Source organism: Oceanimonas sp. GK1 (assembly GCF_000243075.1).
Lineage (GTDB): Bacteria > Pseudomonadota > Gammaproteobacteria > Enterobacterales > Aeromonadaceae > Oceanimonas.
The window spans coordinates 3,306,906-3,330,055 of sequence record NC_016745.1; the positions used below are offsets into that span (position 1 = coordinate 3,306,906).

21 protein-coding genes are annotated in these 23,150 nt (G+C 62.9%); 7 read left to right on the top strand and 14 right to left on the bottom strand.

Features of this window, described 5'->3' with window-relative positions; all coding sequences use genetic code 11:
- Nucleotides 1-73: 73 nt before the first annotated feature.
- Nucleotides 74-1,717: an electron transfer flavoprotein-ubiquinone oxidoreductase gene (locus GU3_RS15580; protein WP_014293491.1), complete on the top strand. Its 1,644-nt coding sequence runs from the start codon at nucleotides 74-76 to the stop codon at nucleotides 1,715-1,717.
- Nucleotides 1,718-1,894: 177 nt separating this feature from the next.
- On the opposite strand, the gene GU3_RS15585 is transcribed toward GU3_RS15580, so the two are convergent.
- The 8 genes from GU3_RS15585 to GU3_RS15620 all read right to left on the bottom strand — a co-directional run bounded on the left by GU3_RS15585 (nucleotide 1,895) and on the right by GU3_RS15620 (nucleotide 10,445).
- Nucleotides 1,895-2,644 carry a MauE/DoxX family redox-associated membrane protein gene (locus tag GU3_RS15585; RefSeq protein ID WP_014293492.1) on the bottom strand — a complete coding sequence of 250 codons (750 nt, stop codon included), beginning with the start codon at nucleotides 2,642-2,644 and terminating at the stop codon, nucleotides 1,895-1,897.
- A 17-nt stretch (nucleotides 2,645-2,661) separates the two neighbouring features.
- The gene (locus GU3_RS15590) at nucleotides 2,662-3,423 is read right to left on the bottom strand and encodes an SDR family NAD(P)-dependent oxidoreductase (RefSeq protein ID WP_014293493.1); all 762 of its coding nucleotides are present in this window, start codon (nucleotides 3,421-3,423) and stop codon (nucleotides 2,662-2,664) included.
- A complete protein-coding gene (gene mmsB / locus GU3_RS15595) occupies nucleotides 3,424-4,323 on the bottom strand; it encodes a 3-hydroxyisobutyrate dehydrogenase (protein WP_014293494.1) in 900 nt (299 codons plus the stop codon). It lies immediately after the preceding gene.
- A gap of 12 nt (nucleotides 4,324-4,335) precedes the next feature.
- Complete coding sequence (locus GU3_RS15600; protein WP_041543342.1) at nucleotides 4,336-5,457, bottom strand: enoyl-CoA hydratase/isomerase family protein; 1,122 nt, start codon at nucleotides 5,455-5,457, stop codon at nucleotides 4,336-4,338.
- An 8-nt stretch (nucleotides 5,458-5,465) separates the two neighbouring features.
- The gene (locus GU3_RS15605; protein WP_014293496.1) at nucleotides 5,466-6,233 is read right to left on the bottom strand and encodes an enoyl-CoA hydratase; all 768 of its coding nucleotides are present in this window, start codon (nucleotides 6,231-6,233) and stop codon (nucleotides 5,466-5,468) included.
- Nucleotides 6,230-7,381 carry an acyl-CoA dehydrogenase family protein gene (locus GU3_RS15610; protein ID WP_014293497.1) on the bottom strand — a complete coding sequence of 384 codons (1,152 nt, stop codon included), beginning with the start codon at nucleotides 7,379-7,381 and terminating at the stop codon, nucleotides 6,230-6,232. The genes GU3_RS15605 and GU3_RS15610 overlap by 4 nt, the downstream gene beginning before the upstream one ends.
- 373 nt (nucleotides 7,382-7,754) lie before the next feature.
- Nucleotides 7,755-9,248 carry a CoA-acylating methylmalonate-semialdehyde dehydrogenase gene (locus GU3_RS15615; protein WP_014293498.1) on the bottom strand — a complete coding sequence of 498 codons (1,494 nt, stop codon included), beginning with the start codon at nucleotides 9,246-9,248 and terminating at the stop codon, nucleotides 7,755-7,757.
- A 9-nt stretch (nucleotides 9,249-9,257) separates the two neighbouring features.
- Nucleotides 9,258-10,445, bottom strand: coding sequence for an acetyl-CoA C-acyltransferase (locus tag GU3_RS15620; RefSeq protein WP_014293499.1), 1,188 nt, complete (start codon nucleotides 10,443-10,445; stop codon nucleotides 9,258-9,260).
- 110 nt (nucleotides 10,446-10,555) lie between these two features.
- Between GU3_RS15620 and GU3_RS15625 the strand changes: the two genes are divergently transcribed.
- Genes GU3_RS15625 through GU3_RS15645 form a run of 5 tightly spaced genes read left to right on the top strand, consistent with a single transcriptional unit; the run spans nucleotide 10,556 to nucleotide 17,003 of the window.
- Complete coding sequence (locus GU3_RS15625; protein WP_014293500.1) at nucleotides 10,556-11,719, top strand: isovaleryl-CoA dehydrogenase; 1,164 nt, start codon at nucleotides 10,556-10,558, stop codon at nucleotides 11,717-11,719.
- Nucleotides 11,720-11,728: 9 nt separating this feature from the next.
- Nucleotides 11,729-13,333, top strand: coding sequence for a carboxyl transferase domain-containing protein (locus GU3_RS15630; RefSeq protein ID WP_014293501.1), 1,605 nt, complete (start codon nucleotides 11,729-11,731; stop codon nucleotides 13,331-13,333).
- 32 nt (nucleotides 13,334-13,365) lie between these two features.
- Nucleotides 13,366-14,160, top strand: a complete 795-nt coding sequence (locus GU3_RS15635) for an enoyl-CoA hydratase-related protein (protein ID WP_014293502.1) — start codon at nucleotides 13,366-13,368, stop codon at nucleotides 14,158-14,160.
- A complete protein-coding gene (locus GU3_RS15640) occupies nucleotides 14,150-16,117 on the top strand; it encodes an acetyl-CoA carboxylase biotin carboxylase subunit (RefSeq protein WP_014293503.1) in 1,968 nt (655 codons plus the stop codon). Before GU3_RS15635 ends, GU3_RS15640 begins: the two co-directional genes overlap by 11 nt.
- Complete coding sequence (locus GU3_RS15645; RefSeq protein ID WP_014293504.1) at nucleotides 16,110-17,003, top strand: hydroxymethylglutaryl-CoA lyase; 894 nt, start codon at nucleotides 16,110-16,112, stop codon at nucleotides 17,001-17,003. Before GU3_RS15640 ends, GU3_RS15645 begins: the two co-directional genes overlap by 8 nt.
- Nucleotides 17,004-17,531: 528 nt before the next feature.
- Here the strand turns inward: GU3_RS15645 and mdh are convergent.
- The 5 genes from mdh to GU3_RS15670 form a co-directional block, all read right to left on the bottom strand.
- Nucleotides 17,532-18,470, bottom strand: a complete 939-nt coding sequence (gene mdh / locus GU3_RS15650) for a malate dehydrogenase (RefSeq protein WP_014293505.1) — start codon at nucleotides 18,468-18,470, stop codon at nucleotides 17,532-17,534.
- Nucleotides 18,471-18,630: 160 nt separating this feature from the next.
- Entirely contained in the window at nucleotides 18,631-19,308 is a 678-nt protein-coding gene (gene artM / locus GU3_RS15655) for an arginine ABC transporter permease ArtM (RefSeq protein WP_014293506.1), read from the bottom strand.
- A complete protein-coding gene (gene artQ, locus GU3_RS15660) occupies nucleotides 19,301-19,945 on the bottom strand; it encodes an arginine ABC transporter permease ArtQ (RefSeq protein ID WP_014293507.1) in 645 nt (214 codons plus the stop codon). Before artQ ends, artM begins: the two co-directional genes overlap by 8 nt.
- On the bottom strand, nucleotides 19,945-20,685 hold the full coding sequence (locus GU3_RS15665) for a lysine/arginine/ornithine ABC transporter substrate-binding protein (RefSeq protein ID WP_014293508.1): 741 nt from the start codon (nucleotides 20,683-20,685) through the stop codon (nucleotides 19,945-19,947). The genes artQ and GU3_RS15665 overlap by 1 nt, the downstream gene beginning before the upstream one ends.
- A gap of 14 nt (nucleotides 20,686-20,699) precedes the next feature.
- Entirely contained in the window at nucleotides 20,700-21,437 is a 738-nt protein-coding gene (locus GU3_RS15670) for an ATP-binding cassette domain-containing protein (protein ID WP_014293509.1), read from the bottom strand.
- Nucleotides 21,438-21,606: 169 nt separating this feature from the next.
- Here GU3_RS15670 and argR point away from each other — a divergent pair, with 169 nt between their 5' ends.
- Nucleotides 21,607-22,071 carry a transcriptional regulator ArgR gene (gene argR / locus GU3_RS15675; protein ID WP_041543346.1) on the top strand — a complete coding sequence of 155 codons (465 nt, stop codon included), beginning with the start codon at nucleotides 21,607-21,609 and terminating at the stop codon, nucleotides 22,069-22,071.
- 58 nt (nucleotides 22,072-22,129) lie between these two features.
- Here the strand turns inward: argR and GU3_RS15680 are convergent, their stop codons facing one another.
- On the bottom strand, nucleotides 22,130-23,041 hold the full coding sequence (locus GU3_RS15680; protein ID WP_014293511.1) for a Dyp-type peroxidase: 912 nt from the start codon (nucleotides 23,039-23,041) through the stop codon (nucleotides 22,130-22,132).
- Nucleotides 23,042-23,150: the final 109 nt, after the last annotated feature.

The window sequence follows — 23,150 nt, forward strand, 5'->3', positions numbered from 1 at the left end:
CGCCCCGCTCCCGTTTGTTAAATATCACCGCCAATACAATACTTTAGCCAGGGCAGCAAGCAGGAGAGCGAGCATGGTGCGGGAGTCGATGGAGTTTGACGTGGTCATAGTGGGGGCCGGCCCGGCGGGGCTGGCGGCGGCCTGTGGCCTGATGCAACGGGCACAACAGGCGAGCCTGGAGCTCAGCGTGTGCGTGGTAGAAAAGGGCGCCGAGGTGGGCGCGCATCTGCTCTCCGGCGCCCTGCTCGATACTCAAGCCCTGAACGAGCTGTTTCCCGACTGGCGCACGCGCAACGCTCCCCTGACCACGCCGGTTGCCGAGGAGCATTTTTACCTGCTGAGCAGTGCGCAAGGGGGCATTGAGCTCCCCGCCTGGCTGACCCCGCCGTCGCTGCACAACCAGGGCTGCTATATCGTCAGCCTGGGCCGGTTGTGCCGCTGGCTGGCGCAGCAGGCAGAGCAGCTCGGGGTGGCGGTATTTCCCGGTTTTGCCGCGGCGGAGGCCCTGTTCAATGATCAGGGCGCCGTGTGTGGCGTGCTTACCGGCGACATGGGCGTGGCCGCCGATGGCTCACCCAAACCCGGCCACGTACCGGGCATGGAACTGCGCGCCAAATACACCCTGCTGGCAGAGGGCAGCCGGGGCCATATTGGCAAAAGTCTGATCGATCGCTTCGCCCTGGACCGGGGCCGGGATCCCCAGCATTACGCCATCGGCTTCAAAGAGCTGTGGCGGCTGGCACCCGAGCGCCATCGTCCCGGCCTGGTGGTACACGGCGGCGGCTGGCCGCTGGGGCGCAATGGCGGCGGCTTTTTTCTCTATCACGGCGACGACGGTCTGGCCTCGGTGGGGCTCGTCGTCGATCTCAACTATGAAAATCCGCACCTGGATCCGTTCCGGGAGTGCCAGCGGCTCAAGCACCATCCGGTGCTGGCCCGCCACCTGTGGGACGGCGAGCGACTGGCCTGGGGCGCCCGGGCGCTGACCAAGGGCGGGCTCAACTCCCTGCCACAAATGAGCCTGCCCGGCGCCCTGCTGCTGGGCTGTGACGCCGGCACCCTGAACGGCGCCCGCATCAAGGGCATACATACCGCCATGAAATCCGGCCTGCTGGCCGCCGAGGCGCTGGTGCCGGCGCTGGCGGCGGGCCGGCGCGGTGACCGATTGACGGAGTTTGATGCATGCATGAACGACAGCTGGCTGCAGCACGAACTGAGGCAGGCCCGGCACTTTGTTCCTGCACTGCACAAACTCGGACCCTGGGCGGGCGGCGCGTTAAACTGGCTGAGCCAGCGCCTGCTGGGAGGCCGGCTGCCGTTTGCGCTGCATGACCGCATCCCGGATCACGCCACCCTCAAGCCGGCGGCGACCAGTCCGGCCATGGCCTATCCTCACCCCGACGGCGTGCTGGCCTTTGATCGCATGTCGTCGGTGCACCTGGCCAACACCGGCCACGACGAGGATCAGCCCTGTCACCTGCACCTGACCGACGGTTTGCTGCCGGTGCGGGACAACCTGCCCCGCTTTAACGAACCGGCCCAGCGCTACTGCCCTGCCGGGGTTTACGAAGTTGTGGAACAAGCGGGGCAGCCGGTGTTTCGCATTAACGCCGCTAACTGTGTGCACTGCAAAACCTGCGACATCAAGGATCCGGCCCAGAACATTACCTGGGTGCCGCCGGAAGGGGGCAGCGGGCCCAATTATTCGGGCATGTAACGCAAAAAAAAAACCCTGAAGGCAGTGTTCCCTCTAAAGGGATCAATGCGTTCAGGGATATGGCAGTGGTTATGATTATTTTGTTGTTTGGCTCTGTTAACGCAGGGCACGTCCGTCGCTGTGCGTTGCAAAAAACAATACGCCTTTCATCCACTGCTCACAAGATAGACTTTAGTTCTAACCAGGCAGCATCCAGAGCCCCATGCCCAACATCATCAGGTTTTCGGTCAAGGAGATGGCTCCGAGAGGCACCTTGCTGTTACCCCCGACGCAGGCGCACTTCAGCTCACGTTTGTCTATATACACCGCCTTGAACACGGAAACCGCGCCAATCAGGCCAATCACAATCGCCACCGGTGAAGCCAGCCAGAGCAGTATCCCCGCCGTCATGGCAACACCCGCCAGGGCCTCGCCAAAGGGATAGAGCATGCCGTAGGGCACCCAGCGCCGGGCCAGCAGATCATAGTTCAGAAACATGGTTGAAAAGCTTTCAATATCCTGCAGTTTCTGCACAGCCAGAAAACACATGGAGATAGAAATGAACCACTCCACGGCGCGCCCGGTAAAAATGCTGTCATACATCTGCCAGGAAAGCCCCAGCGCCATCAGCAAGGCCACGGCAAAAATGGCGATCACCGGCTGATATGAGGTCTGTTCTTTTTCTGGATTGTCGAGCCCAAAATAAACGCGTAATTTCTCGTAACCGCCGATACGCTCGCCATCAATAAAGGCCTGGGGGGTGGTATCCACACCGTGACGCTTCATAAAGGCATCGGTTTCCTCCCGCGAGGAAAGATGATGATCCTCCACTTCCAGCCCCTGCCGCTCCAGCAAATATTTTGACTTCAGACCATAGGGGCACAGATGCCCGGGCATTACCATACGATAGAGTTGTGCCGTTTGTTTACCGCTCTGCTCCTCTGCCATTACTGTCCTCCTTTTGTCTACAGCCGCAAGCCGCCGTCCATTTCCAGTATGCGGCCGTTGAAATAGTCGTTTTCAATCACGTATTGCAGGCTGTGCAATAGCTCATCCACTTCTGCCAGCCGGCCAAGGGGAATACGCTTGGTGATGCGCTCCATGGCGTCGGGCTTCATCTGCGCCGTCATCTCTGTGGCAATCACCCCGGGGGCGATGCCCGCCACCCGAATCCCAAAACGGGCAAGTTCACCGGCCCAGCCCACCACCAGCGCCGCCACCCCGGCCTTGCTGGCGGCATAGTTGCTCTGGCCCGGGTTGCCGACCCGGGCCACCGAGGAAATATTGACAATCAGTCCGCCCTGGCCGCGCTCGGCCATGATGGCCGCCGCTTCCCGACCACAGAGAAAGCTGCCGGTCAGGTTGACGTCGATCACTTGCTGCCAGTCTGTCAGGCTCATTTTTTGGCTGACCTTGCCATTTTCCCGCTTCACCAGCAGGGCATCGCGCATCAGGCCGGCATTGTTGACCAGCACATTCAAGCCCCCCAGCTCCCGTACGATATGCCCAAAACAATCGCTCACCTGGGTTTCATCGGCCACGTCACACAGGTGCACCGCCACCCGGGCACCGGTGGCCGCCACCATTTCACCGGTTTTGGCCAGATCCTGCTCCTGAGTGTCGAGCAGGGCCAAAACGGCCCCCTGCCGTCCCAAATGATGGGCCATGGCCCGCCCCAGGCCGCGACCGGCCCCGGTGATCACCACCACCTTGTCCTTGATGTCCATTCAGTCGTCTCCCCGGGGTTCGCGATACAGTTGAAACAGGCTGGAAAAGTCGAGACCACCATGGCCTGCCACCCGGTGCAGGCTGAACAGAGCCCGGGCGGCAGAGCCCATGGGCACCGGCGAGCCACTGGCCTGACTCAGACTCATGGCCAGATTGAGATCCTTACACATCAGGTTGACCTGAAAGCCCCCCTGGTAATCACGACTCGCGGGTACTCGGTCCATCACTCCCGGCACCGGGTTGTAATGCTCCATCACCCAGTTATTACCCGAACTCTGGCGAATGATCTCCGACAGCACCGCCGGATCCAGGCCATGATCCAGCCCCAGGTTAAGGGCCTCGCAGCTGGCCGCCATCTGCGCCGCCAGCAACAGGTTGTTGCAGGCCTTGGCCACCTGGCCAGCACCGTGAGGCCCGGCGTGCAAGACCTTTTTGCCCATGTGTGTCAGCACCGGCGCGGCGCGGGCAAACTGGTCGTCGCTGCCGCCCACAATAAAGGTCAGGGTAGCGGCTTCGGCGCCGGCCACACCGCCGGACACCGGGGCGTCCACAAAGTCCAGGCCATGGCCGGCAGCCATCTTGGCCAGGGTTTGCGCGGTATCGGCCTCGATGGTGGAGCAGTCGATGACCAGGGTGCCCGGCGCCAGGTGGCCAAACAGGCCGTCGTCTCCTCCATAGAGGCTCGCCACCTGGCGGCCGTTTTGCAGCATGGAGATCACCACGGCGGCGTGTCTGGCCGCGGCGGCCGCGCCGGTGGCAGGCATGGCGCCCAGCGCCTCGGCCTGCTTCAGCGCCTCGGGCTGCAGGTCAAACGCCTGCACTTGGTGCCCGGCTTTCACCAGGTTGGCGGTCATGGGCAGCCCCATGTTGCCGAGGCCGATAAATGCGAGGGTTGCCATAATGTGTGCCTCCTATTTAAGATCCGCCAGCGGGCTCAGGCCCCAGGGGGACGAGAACAACGTGTTCAGCAATGCCGGATCTACCTCGTTCAGGCCGGCAAAGGTCCAGTGGGCGGCGTTGTCCTTGTCGATCAATCTTGCGCGCACCCCTTCGGCAAACTCCCGGCAGCGACAAAGCTGTACCGACAACGCCAACTCGGCCTGGAACACCTGCGCCAACGACAAATAGCGGCTGGCCGCCAGCTGCCGGTGGATCACCGCCATGGCCAGGGGGCTGCCCGCCGCCAGGGTTGCCTGGGCCTGACTGAACCAGGCATCGTGCATGTCTACTTCCAGTATGGCGCCGACCTGCTCGGCCAGGCTGTCCTTGTCCATCAGTTTACCAATCAGATCCTGGTGCCGGCGTAGCGGCGAGTCGAGCCCGGCCAATCGCGCCGCCGACTCGGCTTCCAGCTCCCGCAGCACACGCCCAACGGCCACGGGCCAGTCACTTTCCTCCTGCAGCCGGGGCAGCAGTTCAGCCACATGCTCTTCGGCCACAAAACGGTTGGCCAGCCCCAGCCAGAGGCTGTCGGCCGCATTGAGGGAGCAACCGGTGAGGGCGATAAATTCCCCCAGCCCCGGCGGCAGTCGGTTAAGAAACCAGCTGCCGCCCACGTCCGGATAGAGGGCGATGGTCACCTCGGGCATGGCCAGCCGGCTGCGCTCGGTCACGATGCGCTGCCCGGCCCCCGCAAAGAGTCCCATGCCGCCCCCCATGACGATGCCGGCCCCCACACAGATCACCGGCTTGCCATAGGTGTGCAGCAGGTAGTCGAGCCGGTATTCCCGCTCAAAAAAACGCGCTGCCGGTGCCGGCACCGGACCGAGTTCCCGGTCCGCGCAACCGGCTCTGGCAGTGACCATGGCCCTGTGCAAGCCGACCACGTCGCCGCCGGCGCAAAAGGCCTTGTCACCGGCGCCCTCCAGCACCACCGCGACCACGTCATTGTCATGCTGCCATTCCCGCAGGGATAACAGCATGGCTTCAATCATCTCCAGATTCAGCGCATTCAACTGAGCTTCACGGTCCAGCACCAGATGGCCGAGATGGCGGCCATCGGCGGTGGGCAGCCTGTTCATCCTGATACTCATGCCATCTCCTAACGGTTACGCCACTGGGGAGCGCGTTTTTCCAGAAAGGCAGTGACCCCTTCCCGCTGATCTTCGGTGTCGAACAGCGCCATAAAATAGTCCCGTTCCCGCACTCGGCCCTCGCTCAAGGGCCGCTGCCGGGCCGACTGTATCAGCCGCTTGCAGGCCGCCACCGAGCCCGGGCTCTGCCCCGCGGCGCTTTCGGCCAGGGCCATGGCCCGGCTCAGTACCTCATTATCGGGCACCATTTCTTCCACCAGCCCGATACCCAGCGCCTGTTCGGCGCTCAGCCGCTCCCCACACAGGATCAGCCGCTTGGCCCAGGCTTCCCCCACCAGATGGGGCAGCAACTGAGTGCCGCCGGCACAGGGCAACAGCCCCACCCTGGCCTCGGGCAGGCCCATGACGGCACGCTCGGCGGCAATGCGCAGATCACAGGCCAGGGCCGCTTCCAGCCCGCCGCCCATGGCAAACCCGTTAATGGCCGCCACCGACAGGCCGCGAAAGTCACTCAGGGCCTCAAAGGCCCGGCCAAAGGCCTGGGCCATGGCGTGGGCCTTGCCCTTGTCGCCATCGGCAAACAGACGAAGCTCGGCCCCGGCACAGAAAAACTTCTCGCCTTCACCGGTCAGCACCAGGCTGCGAATGTCTTCATCGCTATTCAGCTTCTCCACCAGCGCCGCCAGCCGGTTCAGGCTGTCCACCGTCCAGGTATTCGCCGGCGGGTTGTTCATGGTCAACAGCGCCACATGCCCTTGTTTTTCATACTGGATCACAGCTCGCCTCCTTCCGCCAGCAGCCGGCGGGCGATCAGCAGTTTCATGATTTCGTTGGTGCCTTCCAGAATACGGTGCACCCGGGTGTCCCGCACATGGCGCTCCAGCGGATATTCCCGAATGTAGCCATAGCCGCCATAGAGCTGCAGCGCCTGATCGCAGACTCTAAAACCCACATCGGTGGCAAAACGTTTGGCCATGGCGCAATAGGTGGTGGCGTCCGCAAGTCCGGCGTCCAGCCGGCTGGCGGCCAGCCGCACCAGTTGCCGCGCCGCCACCAGCTCGGTGGCCATGTCGGCCAGGGCAAACTGCAGCGCCTGAAACTCCGCCAGCTTGCGGCCGAACTGGCTGCGCTCCTGCAGGTAATTGCGCGCCAGGTTCAGCGCCTGCTGCGCCGTGCCCAATGAACAGCTGGCAATATTGATGCGGCCACCGTCCAGCCCTTTCATCGCCAGTTTAAAGCCCTCGCCTTCCCGCCCTAGCAACTGGCGGGCGGGCACCCGCACCCCGTCAAAGGTGACGCTGCGGGTAGGCTGGCTGTGCCAGCCCATCTTGTCTTCCGGCCGGCCGTATTCAATGCCGGGGCTGTCGGCATTCAGGGCAAAGGCGGAAATGCCGCCGGGGCCCTCGCCGCCGGTGCGGGCCATGACCACCAGTACCTGGGTGCTGCCCGCCCCGGAAATAAACATCTTGCTGCCGGTGAGTTCATAGTCGTCGCCCACCTTCTTCGCCCGGGCTTTAAGGGACGCGGCATCGGAGCCCGCATTGGGCTCGGTGAGGCAGTAGGATCCCAGCCAGCGGCCACTGATCATGCCGTCCCGCCACTGCTTCCAGACCTCTTGCTCGGCACTGCTGGCCACCATCCAGGTCACCATGTTGTGAATGGTAAGAAAGGCGGTGGTGGAGGTGCAGCCCATAGCCAGCCGCTCAAAGATCAGGCTGGCATCGAGCCGAGACAGCCCCAGACCGCCGGCGGCTTCCGGTGTATAGAGCGCGCAAAACCCCAGCTCGCCGGCCTGTTGCAGGGTCTCCACCGGAAAATGATGGTCCCGGTCCCAGTCCGCGGCAAAAGGTGCCAGCGCCTTGTCGGCAAACTCCCCCGCCAGCGCCACAAAGGCCCGCTGCTCCTCGTTCAGTTCAAAGTCCATAAGCCCTCCTGGCTGACAACCAAAAGTTGACTGAAAGTTCCTGCCTGCCTTCGAGCAAAGGGCACTACTTCGCCGACACGCCGTAAACCCCTCCATGGGGGCTCCGCTGCGCCATCCATGGCGCAGAGGGTACGGCGAAGCAGACACCCTTTGCTCTTCGGGAAAGTGCCGAGTTGCATGAAAGCATTCATCAGGCGGCACCGGCGTGAAGCGAAGAAGCAGCAGGGATTGCCGGAGCCGACCGTCAAATGCCAGGGATGGCATTTGCCGAGCGCTACATGGATGTACTCGCAGCGTGTCGGCGGAGGTAACCCTGCTGATTCATCGCCTGGCAGAAACTCCCGGGCAACAGACAACCTTCCCGCTGGATTCGTCATTTCAGATGAATCGACAGATTGAGGCCGGCCACGACCTCGTCATCGAACCAGCGGGCGGTCACGGTTTTGGTTTCGGTGTAAAAGCGCACCGCCTGTTTGCCGTAGGCGTGCAGATCCCCGTAAAAAGACCCGCGCCAGCCGGTAAAGGAGAAAAACGGCAGCGGCACCGGAATGGGCACATTAATGCCCACCTGCCCCACCTGAATCTCCATTTGATACTTGTGTGCTGCCGCCCCCGAGGCGGTAAAAATGGCGGTGCCGTTGCCGTAGGGATTGGCATTCACCAAGGCAATGGCGTCGTTCAGGCTGTCCGCTTCCATCAGCAGCAACACGGGGCCGAAAATCTCTTCGGTGTAAATGCGCATGGTGGGGGTCACACCGGCAAACAGGGTGGGCCCGACCCAGTTGCCTTCCGGGTAACCGCTCACGGTGCAGTGGCTGCCATCCAGCAGACAGTCGGCCCCTTCTTGCTTTACAGACTCAATCAAATCCAACACCCGCTTTTTGGCATGCTGGGTGATAAGCGGGCCATACCCCGCCTTGGGGTTATTCCAGACACCGGGCTGCACCTTTTCCAGCGCCGCTTTAATCTCGGGGATCCACGCTCTGGCCTCGCCCACCAGCACGCCCACCGAAATGGCCATGCAGCGCTGGCCGGCGGCGCCTACGGAGGCGCCCACCAGGTTATTGATGGCCTGCTGTTTATTGGCATCGGGCATCACCACCATGTGGTTTTTGGCACCGGCAAACACCTGCACCCGCTTCAGCCGGTCGGTGGCGGTGCGGTACACATGCCGCCCTACCGCCACCGAGCCCACAAAGGATACGGCGGCAATGTCATCGTGAGTCAGCAACTGATCCACCACCTCGGGCCCGCCGTGCACGATATTGAGCAAACCGTCGGGGGCCCCCGCTTCCCGAAACAACGTGGCCAGCTCCATGGGTACCAGGGGATCCTGCTCCGACGGTTTCAGTACAAAGGCATTGCCGCAGGCGATGGCCAGGGGAAACATCCACAGCGGAATCATGGCCGGAAAATTAAAGGGGGTGATGCCCAGGCACACGCCCAGGGGCTGGCTGAAACTGTAACAATCCACCCCCGCAGCCACATCGGCCTGGTTTTCACCCAGGGTCAGTGAGGCCACATTGGCAGCCTGCTCCACCACTTCTATGCCCCGCCATACATCGCCCCTGGCGTCTTCCAGGGTCTTGCCGGTGTCCCGGCTGAGCAATTGCGCCAGCTCATCATGCCGCTCCTTGAGCAGGGCCTGATAGCGCAGCATCAGCCGGGCCCGCTCCGGCACCGGCACTTGCCGCCACTGAAGAAAGGCAGTTTTCGCCGCCGCCACCGCCGCGGTCACTTCATACTTAGTGGCACAGGGCAGGCGCGCAATGACCTTCTGAGTGGCCGGATTGGTCACCTCCAGCCACTGTTTGGTGTGGCTTTGCACCATGCTGCCGTCGATCAGCAGCGGAACCTGATAAGCCATGGGTTCACCTCACTCACACAGTTCAATGGCCAGCGCCGTGGCTTCGCCCCCGCCGATGCACAGGGCCGCCACTCCTTTCTTCAGCCCTCGCCGGCGCAGGGCATGCAGCAGGGTCACCACAATGCGCGCGCCGCTGGCACCGATGGGATGCCCCAGGGCACAGGCGCCGCCGTTTACGTTCACGCTGTCCGGGTCAAGCCCCAGTTCCCTGATGGCCAGCAGGGTGACCACCGCAAAGGCTTCGTTGATCTCGAATAAATCCACCTCGTCCGCTTGCCAATCCAGTTGTTTCAGCAATGTCTGCATGGCACCGATGGGCGCCAGGGTAAATTCGGCGGGCAATTGCGCATGAGTGGCGTGACCAAGAACGCGCGCCAGCGGCCTGAGGCCAAGCTGTTGTGCCCTTTCCGCCGTGGTCAGCACCAGGGCGGCGGCACCGTCGGAAATGGAGCTGGAATTGGCGGCGGTAATGGTGCCGTTGTCGGCAAAGGCGGGGTTGAGGCGCGGAATTTTTTCAGGGCTTGCCTTGCCCGGCTGCTCGTCGGTGTCCACCATGATCTCGCCTTTGCGGCCGGTCACCGTGACCGGGGCGATTTCCTCGCGAAAGTCCCCTTCATCAATGGCCCGCTGGGCCCGGCGCAACGAACGGATGGCAAAGTCGTCCATTTCGGCGCGGGTCACGCCAAAGCGGTCGGCGGTACGCTGGGCAAAGCAACCCATCAGGCCGCCTTCATAGGCGTCTTCCAAGCCGTCGAGAAACATATGATCCAATAACTGACCGTGACCCAGCCGCAAGCCGACCCGGGCCCTGGGCACCAGGTAGGGGGCCAGGCTCATGCTTTCCATGCCGCCGGCCACCATCAGCGAGGCCGAGCCCGCCCGCAGTTGGTCGTGAGCCAGCATCAGCGCCTTCATGCCCGAGCCGCACATTTTGTTGACCGTGGTGCAGGGCACCGATACCGGCAGCCCCGCGCCCAGGGCCGCCTGCCGGGCCGGAGCCTGCCCCTGGCCGGCAGGCAGCACACAACCCATGATCACCTCATCCACCTGCTCCCCGCCAATACCGCCCCGCGCCAGGGCGGCATGGATGGCCACCGCCCCCAGCCGGTGGGCGGGTTCACTGCCCAGTGAGCCCATCAGCCCGCCCATGGGGGTGCGGGCGGCGGCCACAATCACAATCTGGCGCTCTGTGTTCATACGGGCCTCATTCCTGAAAATGCCGTTGTCCGTTAAAGCTTAGCCGGCTCCCGCTGACTATAGTTAATGCATTCAAACGAACCCGGTTTTCTGCCTTCTCAGGAGGTGACATGGCCCCATATCCCACCCTCGATCTTGATCTCGGCGAGATGCACAGCCTGCTGCGCGAGCAGGTGGCCGCCTTTGCAGCCAAGGAAATCGCCCCCCTGGCCGAAGCCATCGACCGGGACAACCGCTTTCCTGCCGAGCTCTGGCCCAGGCTGGGCGAGCTGGGACTGTTTGGCATTACCGTGGCGGAAAGATTTGGCGGCGTGAACCTGGGTTATCTCGCCCATGTGCTGGCCATGGAGGAGATCAGCCGGGCCTCCGCTTCGGTGGGGCTGTCTTATGGTGCCCACTCCAACCTGTGCGTGAACCAAGTTCACCGCCACGGCAGTGAGGAGCAGCAACAAAAATACCTGCCCGCCCTGCTCAGCGGCGAGCACATCGGCGCCCTGGCCATGTCCGAGCCTGGTGCCGGCTCCGACGTGGTGGCCATGAAACTCACCGCCCGCCGCGACGACAATGATTTTGTGCTGAACGGCAACAAGATGTGGATCACCAATGGCCCCGATGCCCATGTGTTTGTGGTGTACGCCAAGACCGACCCGCAAGCCGGTGCCAAGGGCATCAGCGCCTTTATTGTGGAAGCCGGCACGCCCGGCTTTGCGCCGGCCCAGAAGCTCGACAAGCTTGGCATGCGCGGCTCCAACACCTGCGAGCTGGTGTTTCAGGACTGCCGGGTACCCGCCGCCAACCTGCTGGGGCCGCTGAACGGTGGCGTGGCCGTGCTAATGAGCGGCCTGGATACCGAGCGGCTGGTGCTGGCGGGCGGGCCACTCGGCATTATGGCGGCGGCCATGGATCTGGTGGTGCCCTATGTACGGGAGCGCCGGCAGTTTGGCCGGGCCATCGGCGAGTTTCAGCTGGTGCAGGGCAAACTGGCCGACATGTATACCCGCATGAACGCCGCCCGCTGCTACACCTACATGACCGCCATGGCGGCGGACCGGGGCAAACTCAGCCGTCAGGACGCCGCCGGAGTGATTTTGCTGGCGGCCGAAACCGCCACGCAAGTGGCCCTGGATGCCATTCAGCTGCTGGGCGGCAACGGCTATATCAACGACTACCCCGCCGGCCGCCTGTTGCGGGACGCCAAGCTCTATGAAATTGGTGCCGGCACCTCGGAGATTCGGCGCATGCTGATCGGCCGGGAGCTGGTGCGCGAACCTTGAGGAGCCGTTATGACCCAGTTTGTCAGCCGGGTGCAGCCGGCTTCCACAGAGTTTATTGCCAACCAGCAGGCGATGGCCGCCGAGGTAACGGCCCTGCGTGAACAGGTGGCCCTCATTGCCGAAGGCGGCGGAGCCGACAGCCGGGAGCGCCATCAGGCCAGAGGCAAGCTGCTGGTGCGGGATCGCATTGCTGCCCTGCTTGACCCGGGCACGCCCTTTCTTGAGCTGTCGCAACTGGCAGCACTCAACGTTTACGACGAGCCGGTGCCGGCGGCGGGCATCATCACCGGCATTGGCCGGGTGAACGGGGTGGAGTGCATGGTGGTGGCCAACGATGCCACGGTCAAGGGCGGCACCTATTATCCGCTCACGGTGAAAAAGCACCTGCGGGCCCAGGCCATTGCCGAGCATTGCCGACTGCCCTGCCTGTATCTGGTGGACTCGGGCGGTGCTCACCTGCCCAGTCAGGACGAGGTCTTTCCCGACCGCGATCACTTTGGCCGCATCTTCTTTAATCAGGCCCGCCTGTCCGCCGCCGGCATTCCCCAGCTGGCGGTCGTCATGGGCCTGTGTACCGCCGGCGGCGCCTATGTGCCGGCCATGGCGGACGAGTCCATTATGGTGCGCAATCAGGCCACCATTTTTCTCGGTGGCCCGCCATTGGTCAGGGCCGCCACCGGCGAGGTGGTGACCGCCGAGGAGCTGGGGGGGGCCGAGGTGCACACTCGGCAGTCCGGCGTGGCGGATCATGCCGCCGACGACGACCGTCATGCCCTTGGCCTGGCCCGCCGGCTGGTGGCCAATCTCAATGTGTCCGCCGTACCGCCGCCCCCCCGTGAGCCTCGCTCACCCCGCTACCCCATTGACGAGCTCTACGGCATTGTCGGCACCAGCCTGCGCACCCCCTTTGAGGTGCGGGAAGTGATCGCCCGGCTGGTGGATGATTCTGTGCTGGACGAGTTCAAGCGCGATTTCGGCCCCACCCTGGTCACCGGATTCGCCCATCTGCAGGGCTATCCGGTGGGCATCATCGCCAACAACGGCATTCTGTTCAGCGAGTCGGCCCAGAAAGGGACCCACTTTATCGAGCTGTGCTGCCAGCGGAATATTCCGCTGCTGTTTCTGCAGAACATCACCGGCTTTATGGTGGGCAAGAAATACGAGGCCGAGGGCATCGCCAAGCACGGCGCCAAGCTGGTGACGGCGGTGGCCTGCGCCAGCGTCCCCAAAATCACACTAATCATCGGCGGCAGCTTTGGGGCCGGCAACTACGGCATGTGCGGCCGGGCCTATGATCCCGACTTTTTGTGGTGCTGGCCCAATGCCCGCATTTCGGTCATGGGTGGCGAGCAGGCCGCCGGGGTACTCGCCACCGTGCGCCGGGATGCCCTGGCAAAAACAGGCCAGGACTGGTCCGCCGAGGACGAAGCCGCCTTCAAGGCCCCCATTATCGAGCGCTACGAGCAGCAGGGCCACCCCTGGTATGCCAGCGCCCGGCTGTGGGACGACGGCGTGATCGACCCGAAAGACAGCCGCACCGTGCTGGCCATGAGCCTGGCGCTGGCGGGAAACCGCCCTGTCACTCCCACCCGCTTTGGCGTATTTCGTATGTAGGGCGCCTGTAAGGACGCCTGTAAGGAGGTGCCATGTCCGACCCAATAACACTGCAACCGACCGGCAAAGGGGTATGGGAGCTGGTGCTGAATAACCCCGAACGCCGCAATGTGCTGAACGAAGCGACCATCGAAGCCTTTCACCAGTGCCTGAGCGACGCCGAGGCCGAGCCGACACTGCGCCTGCTGGTGCTGAAGGCCGAGGGCAGGCACTTTTGTGCCGGGGCGGATCTGGGCTGGATGCAGCGGGCTGCGTCCTTAAGTCCGGCGCAGAACCGTGCCGACGCCGGCCGACTGGCGGAGTTGCTGTGGCGGCTGGACCGCTTTCCCCACCCCACCCTGGCACTGGTGCAGGGGGCGGCCTTTGGCGGTGCCCTGGGGCTGGTGTGCGCCTGCGATATGGTGGTGGCCGCCGCCGATGCCCGTTTTTGCCTGAGCGAAACCCGCCTCGGCCTTATTCCCGCGACCATCGCCCCCTATGTGCTGCGGGTGCTGGGCGAACGCCAGGCCCGGCGCTATATGCTGAGCGGGGAAGTGATCGACGCGGCCCGCGCCGAGCGGCTGGGGCTGGTGCACGAGGTGGCGGAATCGGCCCTTGCAGAGGGCGCCACTCCCATTATCACCGCCTTGTTACGGGGCGGTCCGACGGCCCAGAGAGCGGCCAAGGCGCTGATTCGGGATTATGCCGGCCGGCCGTTAAGCCGAGCCCTGGTGAGCGACAGCGCCCAACGCCTGGCCGCCCTGCGAGTAACAGAGGAAGCGCAAGAAGGGCTGGCGGCCTTTCTGGAAAAACGCCCCCCGGGTTGGGAGAACAAGGATGATCACTAAACTGCTGGTGGCCAACCGGGGCGAGATCGCCTGCCGGGTGCTGCGCACCGCGCGCCGGATGGGGCTACATACCATAGCAGTCTACTCCGATGCGGACCGACAGGCCCTGCATGTGGAGCTGGCCGATGAGGCCTGGCGCCTGGGCCCGCCCTCGGCGGCGGAAAGTTACCTCAATCAGGCGGCGCTGCTGGAGATTGCCGGCGCCTGCGGGGCCGATGCGGTGCACCCGGGGTACGGGTTTCTGTCGGAAAACGCCGGCTTTGCTCAGGGGTGTGCCGACACCGGCCTGGTGTTTGTGGGCCCGCCCCCCGCCGCCATTGCCGCCATGGGCGACAAGGCCGCCGCCAAGGCGCTGATGGCCGCCGCCGGTGTGCCCCTGGTGCCTGGTTATCATGGCGAGGATCAAAGTCATGCACGGCTAAAACGAGAGGCCGAGGCCTGCGGTTATCCACTGCTGCTGAAAGCGGTGGCCGGCGGTGGCGGCAAAGGCATGCGCATCGTGCATGAGCCCGGTGAGTTCGATGACGCCCTGGCCGCCGCCCGGCGCGAGGCCAGGGCGGCCTTTGGCAACGATGCCATGCTGCTGGAGCGTTACCTGCCGAAGGCCCGCCACGTGGAAGTGCAGGTATTCTGCGATGCCCACGGTAGCGGCCTTTACCTCTCGGAGCGGGACTGCTCGGTGCAGCGCCGGCATCAGAAAATTCTGGAAGAAGCCCCCGCGCCCGGCCTGACCAGTGCTACCCGCACCGCCATGGGCGAGGCGGCGGTGCGGGCCGCCCAGGCCATCGACTATCGCGGCGCCGGCACCGTGGAGTTTCTCTATACCGAAGACGGCCACTTCTATTTTATGGAAATGAACACCCGGTTACAGGTGGAGCACCCGGTAACCGAGTTCATTACCGGCCTGGATCTGGTGGAATGGCAGTTGCGGGTGGCGGCGGGAGAGCCCCTGCCGCTGACCCAGGAGCACATCAAGCTTCAGGGCCATGCGGTGGAAGCCCGCATTTACGCCGAGGATGCCGAGCACGGCTTTCTGCCCGCCGCCGGCGTCCTGCACACCCTGCACGAGCCCGTCATATCAAGCCAAGTACGCCTTGACACCGGCGTGCGCCAGGGCGATGAAGTGGGCATTTATTATGATCCGCTGATCGCCAAGCTGATCGTGCACGCTCACAGCCGCGAGGCCGCCCTGGCGGAGCTGGCACGGGCGCTGGCGCAGTACCGTATCGGCGGTGTGAAAACCAATATCGGCTTTTTACGCCGCCTGTGCCGGCACCCGGCCTTTCAGGCCTGCGAGCTGCATACCCGTTTTATCGAGCAGCACCAGCACAGCCTGTTTCAAGCTTCGGCGCTGGCCGCCGGCGAGGTGCTGGCGCTGGCCGCCCTGGCTTATACCCTTCACCCGCCGCCAGGGAGTGACTCGCCCTTTGCGGCAAGCAGCGGTTGGCGCCTGAACCAGCCGGCGGCCTACCGGCTGCGGCTGGAATACTCGGGGGAAGTTTATGATCTGACGCTCACCGCCACGGATACCGGCTGGCACGTACCCGTGAAGGAGCAACAACACACGCTGGAAGGCGAGCTGACCGATGAACGGCTGCAGGTCAATCTGAATGGCCGACGGTTGGCACTGCATGTTGCCCGGCATGACGCCTTTGTCTGGCTGTTTTATCAGGGAGAACGTTTCGATCTGCGCCGCATTGACGCCGAGGCCGGTACGCCTCCCCATCAGGCCGCCGGCGGCCTGACCGCCCCCATGCCGGGACTGGTGGGGGAGCTGAAGGTGGCCGAAGGCGATGACGTCCGTGAAGGCCAGACCCTGCTGGTGCTGGAAGCCATGAAAATGGAGCATCCCATTCGCGCCCCCATGGCAGGCCGGGTGGCGGAAATTCACTTTCGCGCCGGCGACCAGGTGAGTGAAGGGGACGAGCTGTTACGGCTGGAGGCGCCCGATGGATAGGGTCAAACTGGTGGAGATGGGCCCCCGGGATGGTCTGCAAAACGAGCCCATGCCGGTGCCCACCTCAACCAAAATCGAGCTGGTGGAACGGCTGGCGGAGTGCGGCCTCACTCACATTGAGGCGGCCAGCTTTGTGTCGCCCAAATGGGTGCCGCAAATGGCCGACGGCGCCGAGGTACTCCAAGGCCTTCGCCGCCGCGACGGTGTGGTGTATTCGGCACTCACCCCCAACCTGCAGGGGCTGCAGGCAGCGCTCGCCGCCGGCGCCGATGAAGTGGCGGTGTTTACCGCCGCCTCGGAAAGCTTTTGCCAGAGGAACATCAACTGCTCGGTGGTGGAAAGCCTTGAACGCTTCACCCCCGTACTGCAACGGGCTCATGAACACGGAGTACGGGTACGGGGCTATGTGTCCACCGTGCTGGGCTGCCCCTATGAAGGGCACATTGCCCCCGCCGCCGTGGCCCGGGTCGCCGGCGCGCTCTATCGGCTGGGCTGTGATGAAATCTCCCTGGGCGACACCATTGGTACCGGCACCCCGAAAAAGGCCATCGCCATGCTGTCGGCGGTGCGCCAGGAGGTGCCCCTGGTGCGGCTGGCGGCCCATTTTCACGATACCTACGGCCAGGCCCTGGCCAACCTGTATGCGGTGCTGGAGCAGGGCCTGCGTATTATCGACAGCTCGGTGGCGGGCCTCGGCGGCTGCCCCTATGCCAAAGGCGCCACCGGCAACGTGGCAACCGAAGACGTGGTCTATCTGCTGCACGGCCTGGGCCTGGACACCGGCGTGGATCTCGACCGGCTGGTCGCCACCGGTCGCTGGATAAGCCGACAGCTGGGCCGGGAGAACGGCTCCAAGGTGGGCCGAGCATGGAACGACCAAAGCTGAAAGCCCGGATTGTCGTTTGCTGTACCGCGCACTTTCGTCGGACAAAGCGCACTGCTTCCCCCGCACGCTGTAAATACATCCCTATACGCTCCATCGCGCCATCCCTGGCGCGAAGGGCACGGCGAAGCAGACACCCTTTGCCCTCCTTGGAACACTCTGAGCCGACTGACAGCATGCAGACAACGCCGAGGTTACCCGAAGCAGCAGTGGGGATTGCCGTAGCCGACCATAAAATGCCATATATGGCATTTTCGAGCGTACATGGGGCGAGCTTGCTCGCCGTGACGAAGTAAAAAAGCCTGACCGAACATTAAATATGTTCGCAGCAGACTTTTTTAGTGAGTGGCCTGCAGCGAAGCGTGTCGGCGGAGTGCAACCGCACTGATGCTTCGCATTGCGTCCTCTTTGGCGACTTGTGACTAAGAGGCAGACCGTAAGCTGTAAGTATCCAATCCCAGTCCCGACGCCCCAATTCCTAAACGAAAAAAGGGAGCCGAAGCTCCCTTTTTAGTGTTTAACTCGCAAACCTTACTGGTTAACGAACTCCACACCTTTCTGAATGTCGCCACGCAGGGTTTCCAGCATGCCGTCCATGGCGGCCTGCTCGAAAGCACTGACTTCGCCGTAGGGCAGCACTTTTTCCACGCCGTTCTTGCCGAGCAGTACCGGCTGGGCGAAGAACTGGGCGTGCTCGCTGCCGCCGTCCACATAGGTGCACTCAACCACGTTGGCTTCGCCTTGCATGGCTTTCACCAGAGACAGGGCGAAACGGCAGGCGGCCTGGCCCATGGACAGGGTGGCGGAGCCGCCACCGGCCTTGGCTTCCACCACTTCGGTGCCGGCATTCTGAATACGGTAGGTCAGCTTCTCGATTTCCTCGTCGGAGAAGGAAGCGCCTTCCACCTGGGACAGCAGCGGCAGAATGGTCACGCCGCTGTGGCCACCAATCACCGGCACCTTGACGTCGGCCACGTTCAGACCCTTGGCTTCGGCCACAAAAGTCTCGGCACGGATCACGTCGAGGGTAGTGATGCCGAACAGCTTGTTCTTGTCGTACACACCGGCCTTTTTCAGGACTTCGGCGGCGATCGGCACAGTGGTGTTCACCGGGTTGGTAATGATGCCGATGCAGGCCTGGGGGCAGGCGGCGGCGGCTTTCTCGATCAGGTTCTTGACGATGCCGGCGTTCACGTTGAACAGATCGGCACGGTCCATGCCCGGCTTGCGGGCCACACCGGCGGAGATCAGCACAATGTCGGCACCGGTCAGGGCCGGAGTGGGGTCTTCACCGCCAAAACCCACTACGTTGACCGCAGTCGGGATGTGGCTCAGATCGGCAGCAACACCGGGAGTAACGGGAGCGATATCGTACAGGCTCAGTTCAGAGCCGGCGGGCAGATTGTTCTTCAACAGCAGGGCGAGAGCCTGACCGATACCACCGGCAGCTCCGAGTACGGCAACTTTCATAACTGAACTCCGTTTATTATTGAATAGTTATACGTTTCCTGGGCCTTAGCAAAATAGCGAAACCGCCGTTCAAACACAATGCCCAGGCCTATCAAATGTCATGGTTCTGTGAGCCAACGCAGTGCGAAACAACAGCGCGGTTGCACTGCGCCGGCACGTTTTATCCCTGCTGCTGGAACGCCAGCGCGCGCCGTTCCAGCAGACGGAACAGCCAGGTCAGCAGGCTGTTCATCAACAGGTAAATGGCCCCCGCCACCCCGAACACCGTCAGGGTGTCGTAGGTCTGGCCGTTGATGCGCTGGGCCAGGCCCATGATGTCCATAATGGAAATGGTGCTGGCCAGGGAACTGCCCTTGAGCACCAGCACCACCTCGTTGGAATAGGCCGGGATCACCCGGCGCATGGCGTGGCGCAACTTCACGTTCAGGGTCTGCCATTCGCTCATGCCGAGCGCCCGGCAGGCCAGGGTTTCTCCTCTCGGCACCCCATCCAGGGCGCCCTTGAACAGCCGGCAGGTATAGGCTCCGGCGTTCATGCCCAGGGCCAGAATGGCACAGAACAGGGGTTCACGCAGATACTGCCAGGCCCAGCTCTGCTTGATCCAGTCAAACTGGGCCGGGCCGTAGTAGATCAGAAAGATCTGCACCAGCAGGGGGGTACCGGTGATCAGCAGCAGGTAGCCTTCCGCCAGCCAGTTCAGCACCGGCACCCGCTTGTCCAGGATCCAGGTGAGCAGCAAGGCGATCAACAGCCCCAGCAGCAGGCCGGAGGCGGTGATCAGCAAGGTGATCTGCAGCCCTTCCAGCAGAGCCAGCGAATACTCGATTACTTTAGTCATAACGGGTGACCCTCGCCTGCAACCGTTTCAGGCCCTGCTGGCTAACCAGGGTAATGGCCAGGTAAATCAGCGCCGCCAGGGCGTACCAGGTAAAGGGCTCATAGGTGCTGGCCGCCGCCGACTTGGCCTGGTGCATCAGGTCGTGCACGCCAATCAGCGACACCAGGGCGGTATCCTTCAGTAAGACCAGCCACTGGTTGCTCAGCCCCGGCAGGGCGTGGCGCCAGGTTTGCGGCAGCACGATGTGAAAGAAGGTGTACAGGGGCGGCAGTCCCAGTGCTTGGGCCGCCTGGCGCTGCCCGCGGGACACGGCGTTGAGCGCGCCGCGCAGGGTCTGGGCGGCATAGGCGGCAAACAGCAGCGACAACGCGGTCACCCCGCACCAGAAGGGGCTGAACTCAATGTATTCGCCGGTCAGCAGAAACAGCAGATGGGTGGAGCCGAAATAGATAAAGAACACCACCAGGATTTCCGGCAGGCCGCGCAGCACTGTGGTGAACGCCGCCGGCAGCCGAAGCAGCCGCCAGCGACTCATTTCGGCACCGCACAGCAACACGGCCAGCACCATGCCCACCGCCAGCGAGACCAATGCCAGCCCCAAGGTCATGAGGCCGGCATTCAACAGGTGCGTCATCATCAGTGGGGAAAGTACTTGCCGTAAAGACGGTCGTAGGTGCCGTTGGCCTTGAGCTCGGCCAGGCCCTGATTGAGCTTGTCGAGCAGTTCCTGGTTGCCCTTGGTCACGGCAATGCCAAAGCCGGTGCCGAAGTAGTTATCATCGGTCACCGCCTCGCCCACCACCTCGAATCCGTCGGACTTGGCCAGCCAGTCGCCCACCACGGCGGTGTCGGCAAACACGGCTTCAATACGGCCGTTGGTCAGATCCAGCAGGGCGTCCTGCACACTCTGGTAGGAGCGCGGCTCCAGGCCTTCGCCTTCCAGCTTGTCCTGAATGTACTTCTGGTGGGAAGTGCCGTTCTGCACGCCCACGGTCTGGCCCTTGAGGCCGTCGATGGCGCTGAACTTGCCATTGGGCGCCACAAACACCGCGGAGTTTTCATAGTAAATGTCACTGAAGTCCACCTGTTCGGCGCGCTCGGGGGTAATGTCCATGGCGGCAATGGCGGCATGGTAACGCTTGAACTTGAGGCTGGGGATCAGGCTGTCGAAGGCCTGGTTGTGAAAGCTGCACTCCAGCGCCGCCACCTCGCACAGGGCCTTGGCCAGATCGATGTCAAAGCCCTGCATTTCGTTGTTGTCGTCAACGAATTCAAAGGGAGGATAGGCGGCGTTGGTGACGAACTTCACTTCGTCGGCCTGGGCGGCGGCGCTGCCGGCGGCGGCCAGCAGGGCCAGGGACAACAGGGTCTTTTTCATGGTCGAGTCCTTTATCAATGAGTCAGAAATTCCGCCAGACGCTGGGTCTGGGGGTGGTCAAACAGGGAGGCATCACCGTACTCCACCAGCTTGCCCTGCTCCAGGTAGGCCACTCTGGTGGCCACCCGGCGGGCAAAATTCACTTCGTGGGTCACGATCACCTGAGTGATGCCGGTTTTGCCCAGTTGCCGAATGATCTCCGCCACTTCCTTGGTGATCTCCGGATCCAGGGCCGCCGTGGGCTCGTCAAACAACAGCACCTCGGGGTTCATCATCAGCGCCCGGGCAATGGCCACCCGCTGCTGCTGGCCGCCGGACAGGGATCCGGGCCAGGCCTGGCGCTTGTCCGCCAGCTTGAGCTGGGCCAGCAGCTGGCCGGCCTTGTCCTGGGCCTCGGCCTTGTCCATGCCCAGTACCTTGAGCGGCGCTTCCAGCAGGTTTTGCTCCACCGTCAGGTGGGGCCACAGGTGGTATTGCTGAAACACCATGCCCACCTTGCGGCGCAGGGCTTGAGCCCGCTTCGGCAGCCGGCCGTTGTTGTCGGCGGGAAAGCTGAATTGCTCACCGGCGATGGCTAGCTGGCCGGAATCCGGAATATCCAGCAGGTTCATCAGCCTGAGCAAAGAACTTTTTCCTGCACCGCTTGGGCCAAGCAGCACTAATGTCTCTCCGGCATCGCATTGCAGCGAAACCTGGCTTAAAATTTCCTGACCGAACCAGGACTTGCTTATGCCGCTGAATTCTATGCCCATGCGCTATGTTCACTTCATCTGTCAGAGTCTTTGGCTGATTTTATTTTGCATTATTGTTAATGCAAGCTAATTTTGCATCTTTATGCAAGATAAATGACTATTCCTTGATAAAAAACCATGGCGGATAGACAATATGGCCCATTCACTCACGCTCGGTCGACTGCAAAACATGAACGAAAAACAGGAACAGCTGATCAAGGCGTTCAAGGCGCTGCTTAAAGAGGAGCGGTTCGGCTCCCAGGCGGAAATCGTCAATGCCCTGCAGGATCTGGGGTTTGAGAACATCAACCAGTCCAAGGTGTCGCGCATGCTGAGCAAGTTCGGCGCCGTGCGTACCCGCAACGCCAAGATGGAAATGGTGTACTGCCTGCCGGTGGAGCTGGGTGTGCCCACCAGCAGCAGCCAGCTCAAAAACCTGGTGCTGGATGTGGGCCACAACAGCGCGCTGATCGTGATCCATACCAGCCCCGGCGCGGCCCAGCTAATTGCCCGCATGCTCGACTCCCTGGGCCGGGCCGAAGGCATTCTCGGTACCATTGCCGGCGACGACACCATCTTTATTACCCCCACCAAGGAAACCCCCATCGAGGAGCTGTACCAGAGCGTACTGGAACTGTTCGAGCAATACGTATAAATCCCGGGACTGGTGATCCGGGACTGGGGATTAGATTCCAGTCCCCGGTCCCTGCTCCCTAGTCCCCGCTTGTTTCCAGCCATTCTTCCGACGGCGCAAAAAACGCCGCCCCGGTTTCCGGGCGCGTGTACAGCGTCAGGTGATCAAAGTGCCCTTCGCCGTCTCCCCGGTACATGCTTTCCAGCATGCGGGTAAAGTGCCGGGGCGTGTGGCAACAGGAAATAAACACCAGCCCCTGCTCGGTGGCACTGCCCCAGGGCATGCTCTGACGCAGAATCTCCAGGCTGTTGCCGGCGTCGTCCTTCAGGCTGGTGCGCCTGGTATGGGCGGTCAGTGGCTTGTCGGCGGAAGCGTACTCGATATTGTCGGCCTTGGTACGGCCGTACACGTCCTCCTGCTCTTTCACGGCCAGCCGCTGCCAGCGGGTCATGCGGTGGTGAAAGCGCTGCACATGCACATAGCTGCCGCCGGCAAAGGGACCATCGGCCACCAGCGCCACCTCGGCCCTGTGCTCCCCTTGCGGGTTTTCGGTGCCGTCCACAAAACCGGTCATGTCGCGGCAATCGAGATAGCGAAAGCCCTGGCGTTCGTCCTTCAGCTCCGCCAGATTAGCCAGCAACGCCATGACCTTCTGTACCGCAATCCAGGCCACATCGAGACGGTCGGCGCGCAGCTGAAAAAACAGATCAAAGGGAGTGGCCGGTGCCGAACGTTCCCCTTCCCCCTGGGCCGGAAAAGCAGTCAGCTCCTTCGGCCGCCCTTGGGGATAGAGCTCGTCCCACGCCTCATTGCCGATGGCCGCCAGGCCGGAGAAAGCGGCGTCAGGATAGCTTGCGCTCAGCTCTCGCCACAGCCAGGGAATGGCCCGCAGCCGCTCCCGCACCTCGGCCTGACGACCGGGCAGGATATTGAAAAACAGGTAATAAGCGTGAAGATTGGGTTCGGCGCAAACGCCGGCTTGTGCTGTCATGCTGTGCTCTTCCATTGCTTCGAAGGAGTCCAGTATAAGACGGCAGCTCAGGCGCTGTCAGCGATCCACAGCACCTTGTTGGAAACACCATGGGGACTGGGGACTGGGG

Excerpts from the sequence above, each read along its gene's own strand:
- GU3_RS15580 (WP_014293491.1), top strand. The coding sequence starts at position 74 with ATGGTGCGGGAGTCGATGGAGTTTGACGTGGTCATAGTGGGGGCCGGC.
- GU3_RS15585 (WP_014293492.1), bottom strand. The coding sequence starts at position 2,644 with ATGGCAGAGGAGCAGAGCGGTAAACAAACGGCACAACTCTATCGTATG.
- GU3_RS15590 (WP_014293493.1), bottom strand. The coding sequence starts at position 3,423 with ATGGACATCAAGGACAAGGTGGTGGTGATCACCGGGGCCGGTCGCGGC.
- mmsB (WP_014293494.1), bottom strand. The coding sequence starts at position 4,323 with ATGGCAACCCTCGCATTTATCGGCCTCGGCAACATGGGGCTGCCCATG.
- GU3_RS15600 (WP_041543342.1), bottom strand. The coding sequence starts at position 5,457 with ATGAGTATCAGGATGAACAGGCTGCCCACCGCCGATGGCCGCCATCTC.
- GU3_RS15610 (WP_014293497.1), bottom strand. The coding sequence starts at position 7,381 with ATGGACTTTGAACTGAACGAGGAGCAGCGGGCCTTTGTGGCGCTGGCG.
- GU3_RS15615 (WP_014293498.1), bottom strand. The coding sequence starts at position 9,248 with ATGGCTTATCAGGTTCCGCTGCTGATCGACGGCAGCATGGTGCAAAGC.
- GU3_RS15620 (WP_014293499.1), bottom strand. The coding sequence starts at position 10,445 with ATGAACACAGAGCGCCAGATTGTGATTGTGGCCGCCGCCCGCACCCCC.
- GU3_RS15625 (WP_014293500.1), top strand. The coding sequence starts at position 10,556 with ATGGCCCCATATCCCACCCTCGATCTTGATCTCGGCGAGATGCACAGC.
- GU3_RS15630 (WP_014293501.1), top strand. The coding sequence starts at position 11,729 with ATGACCCAGTTTGTCAGCCGGGTGCAGCCGGCTTCCACAGAGTTTATT.
- GU3_RS15635 (WP_014293502.1), top strand. The coding sequence starts at position 13,366 with ATGTCCGACCCAATAACACTGCAACCGACCGGCAAAGGGGTATGGGAG.
- GU3_RS15640 (WP_014293503.1), top strand. The coding sequence starts at position 14,150 with ATGATCACTAAACTGCTGGTGGCCAACCGGGGCGAGATCGCCTGCCGG.
- GU3_RS15645 (WP_014293504.1), top strand. The coding sequence starts at position 16,110 with ATGGATAGGGTCAAACTGGTGGAGATGGGCCCCCGGGATGGTCTGCAA.
- mdh (WP_014293505.1), bottom strand. The coding sequence starts at position 18,470 with ATGAAAGTTGCCGTACTCGGAGCTGCCGGTGGTATCGGTCAGGCTCTC.
- artM (WP_014293506.1), bottom strand. The coding sequence starts at position 19,308 with ATGACTAAAGTAATCGAGTATTCGCTGGCTCTGCTGGAAGGGCTGCAG.
- artQ (WP_014293507.1), bottom strand. The coding sequence starts at position 19,945 with ATGATGACGCACCTGTTGAATGCCGGCCTCATGACCTTGGGGCTGGCA.
- GU3_RS15665 (WP_014293508.1), bottom strand. The coding sequence starts at position 20,685 with ATGAAAAAGACCCTGTTGTCCCTGGCCCTGCTGGCCGCCGCCGGCAGC.
- GU3_RS15670 (WP_014293509.1), bottom strand. The coding sequence starts at position 21,437 with ATGGGCATAGAATTCAGCGGCATAAGCAAGTCCTGGTTCGGTCAGGAA.
- argR (WP_041543346.1), top strand. The coding sequence starts at position 21,607 with ATGAACGAAAAACAGGAACAGCTGATCAAGGCGTTCAAGGCGCTGCTT.
- GU3_RS15680 (WP_014293511.1), bottom strand. The coding sequence starts at position 23,041 with ATGACAGCACAAGCCGGCGTTTGCGCCGAACCCAATCTTCACGCTTAT.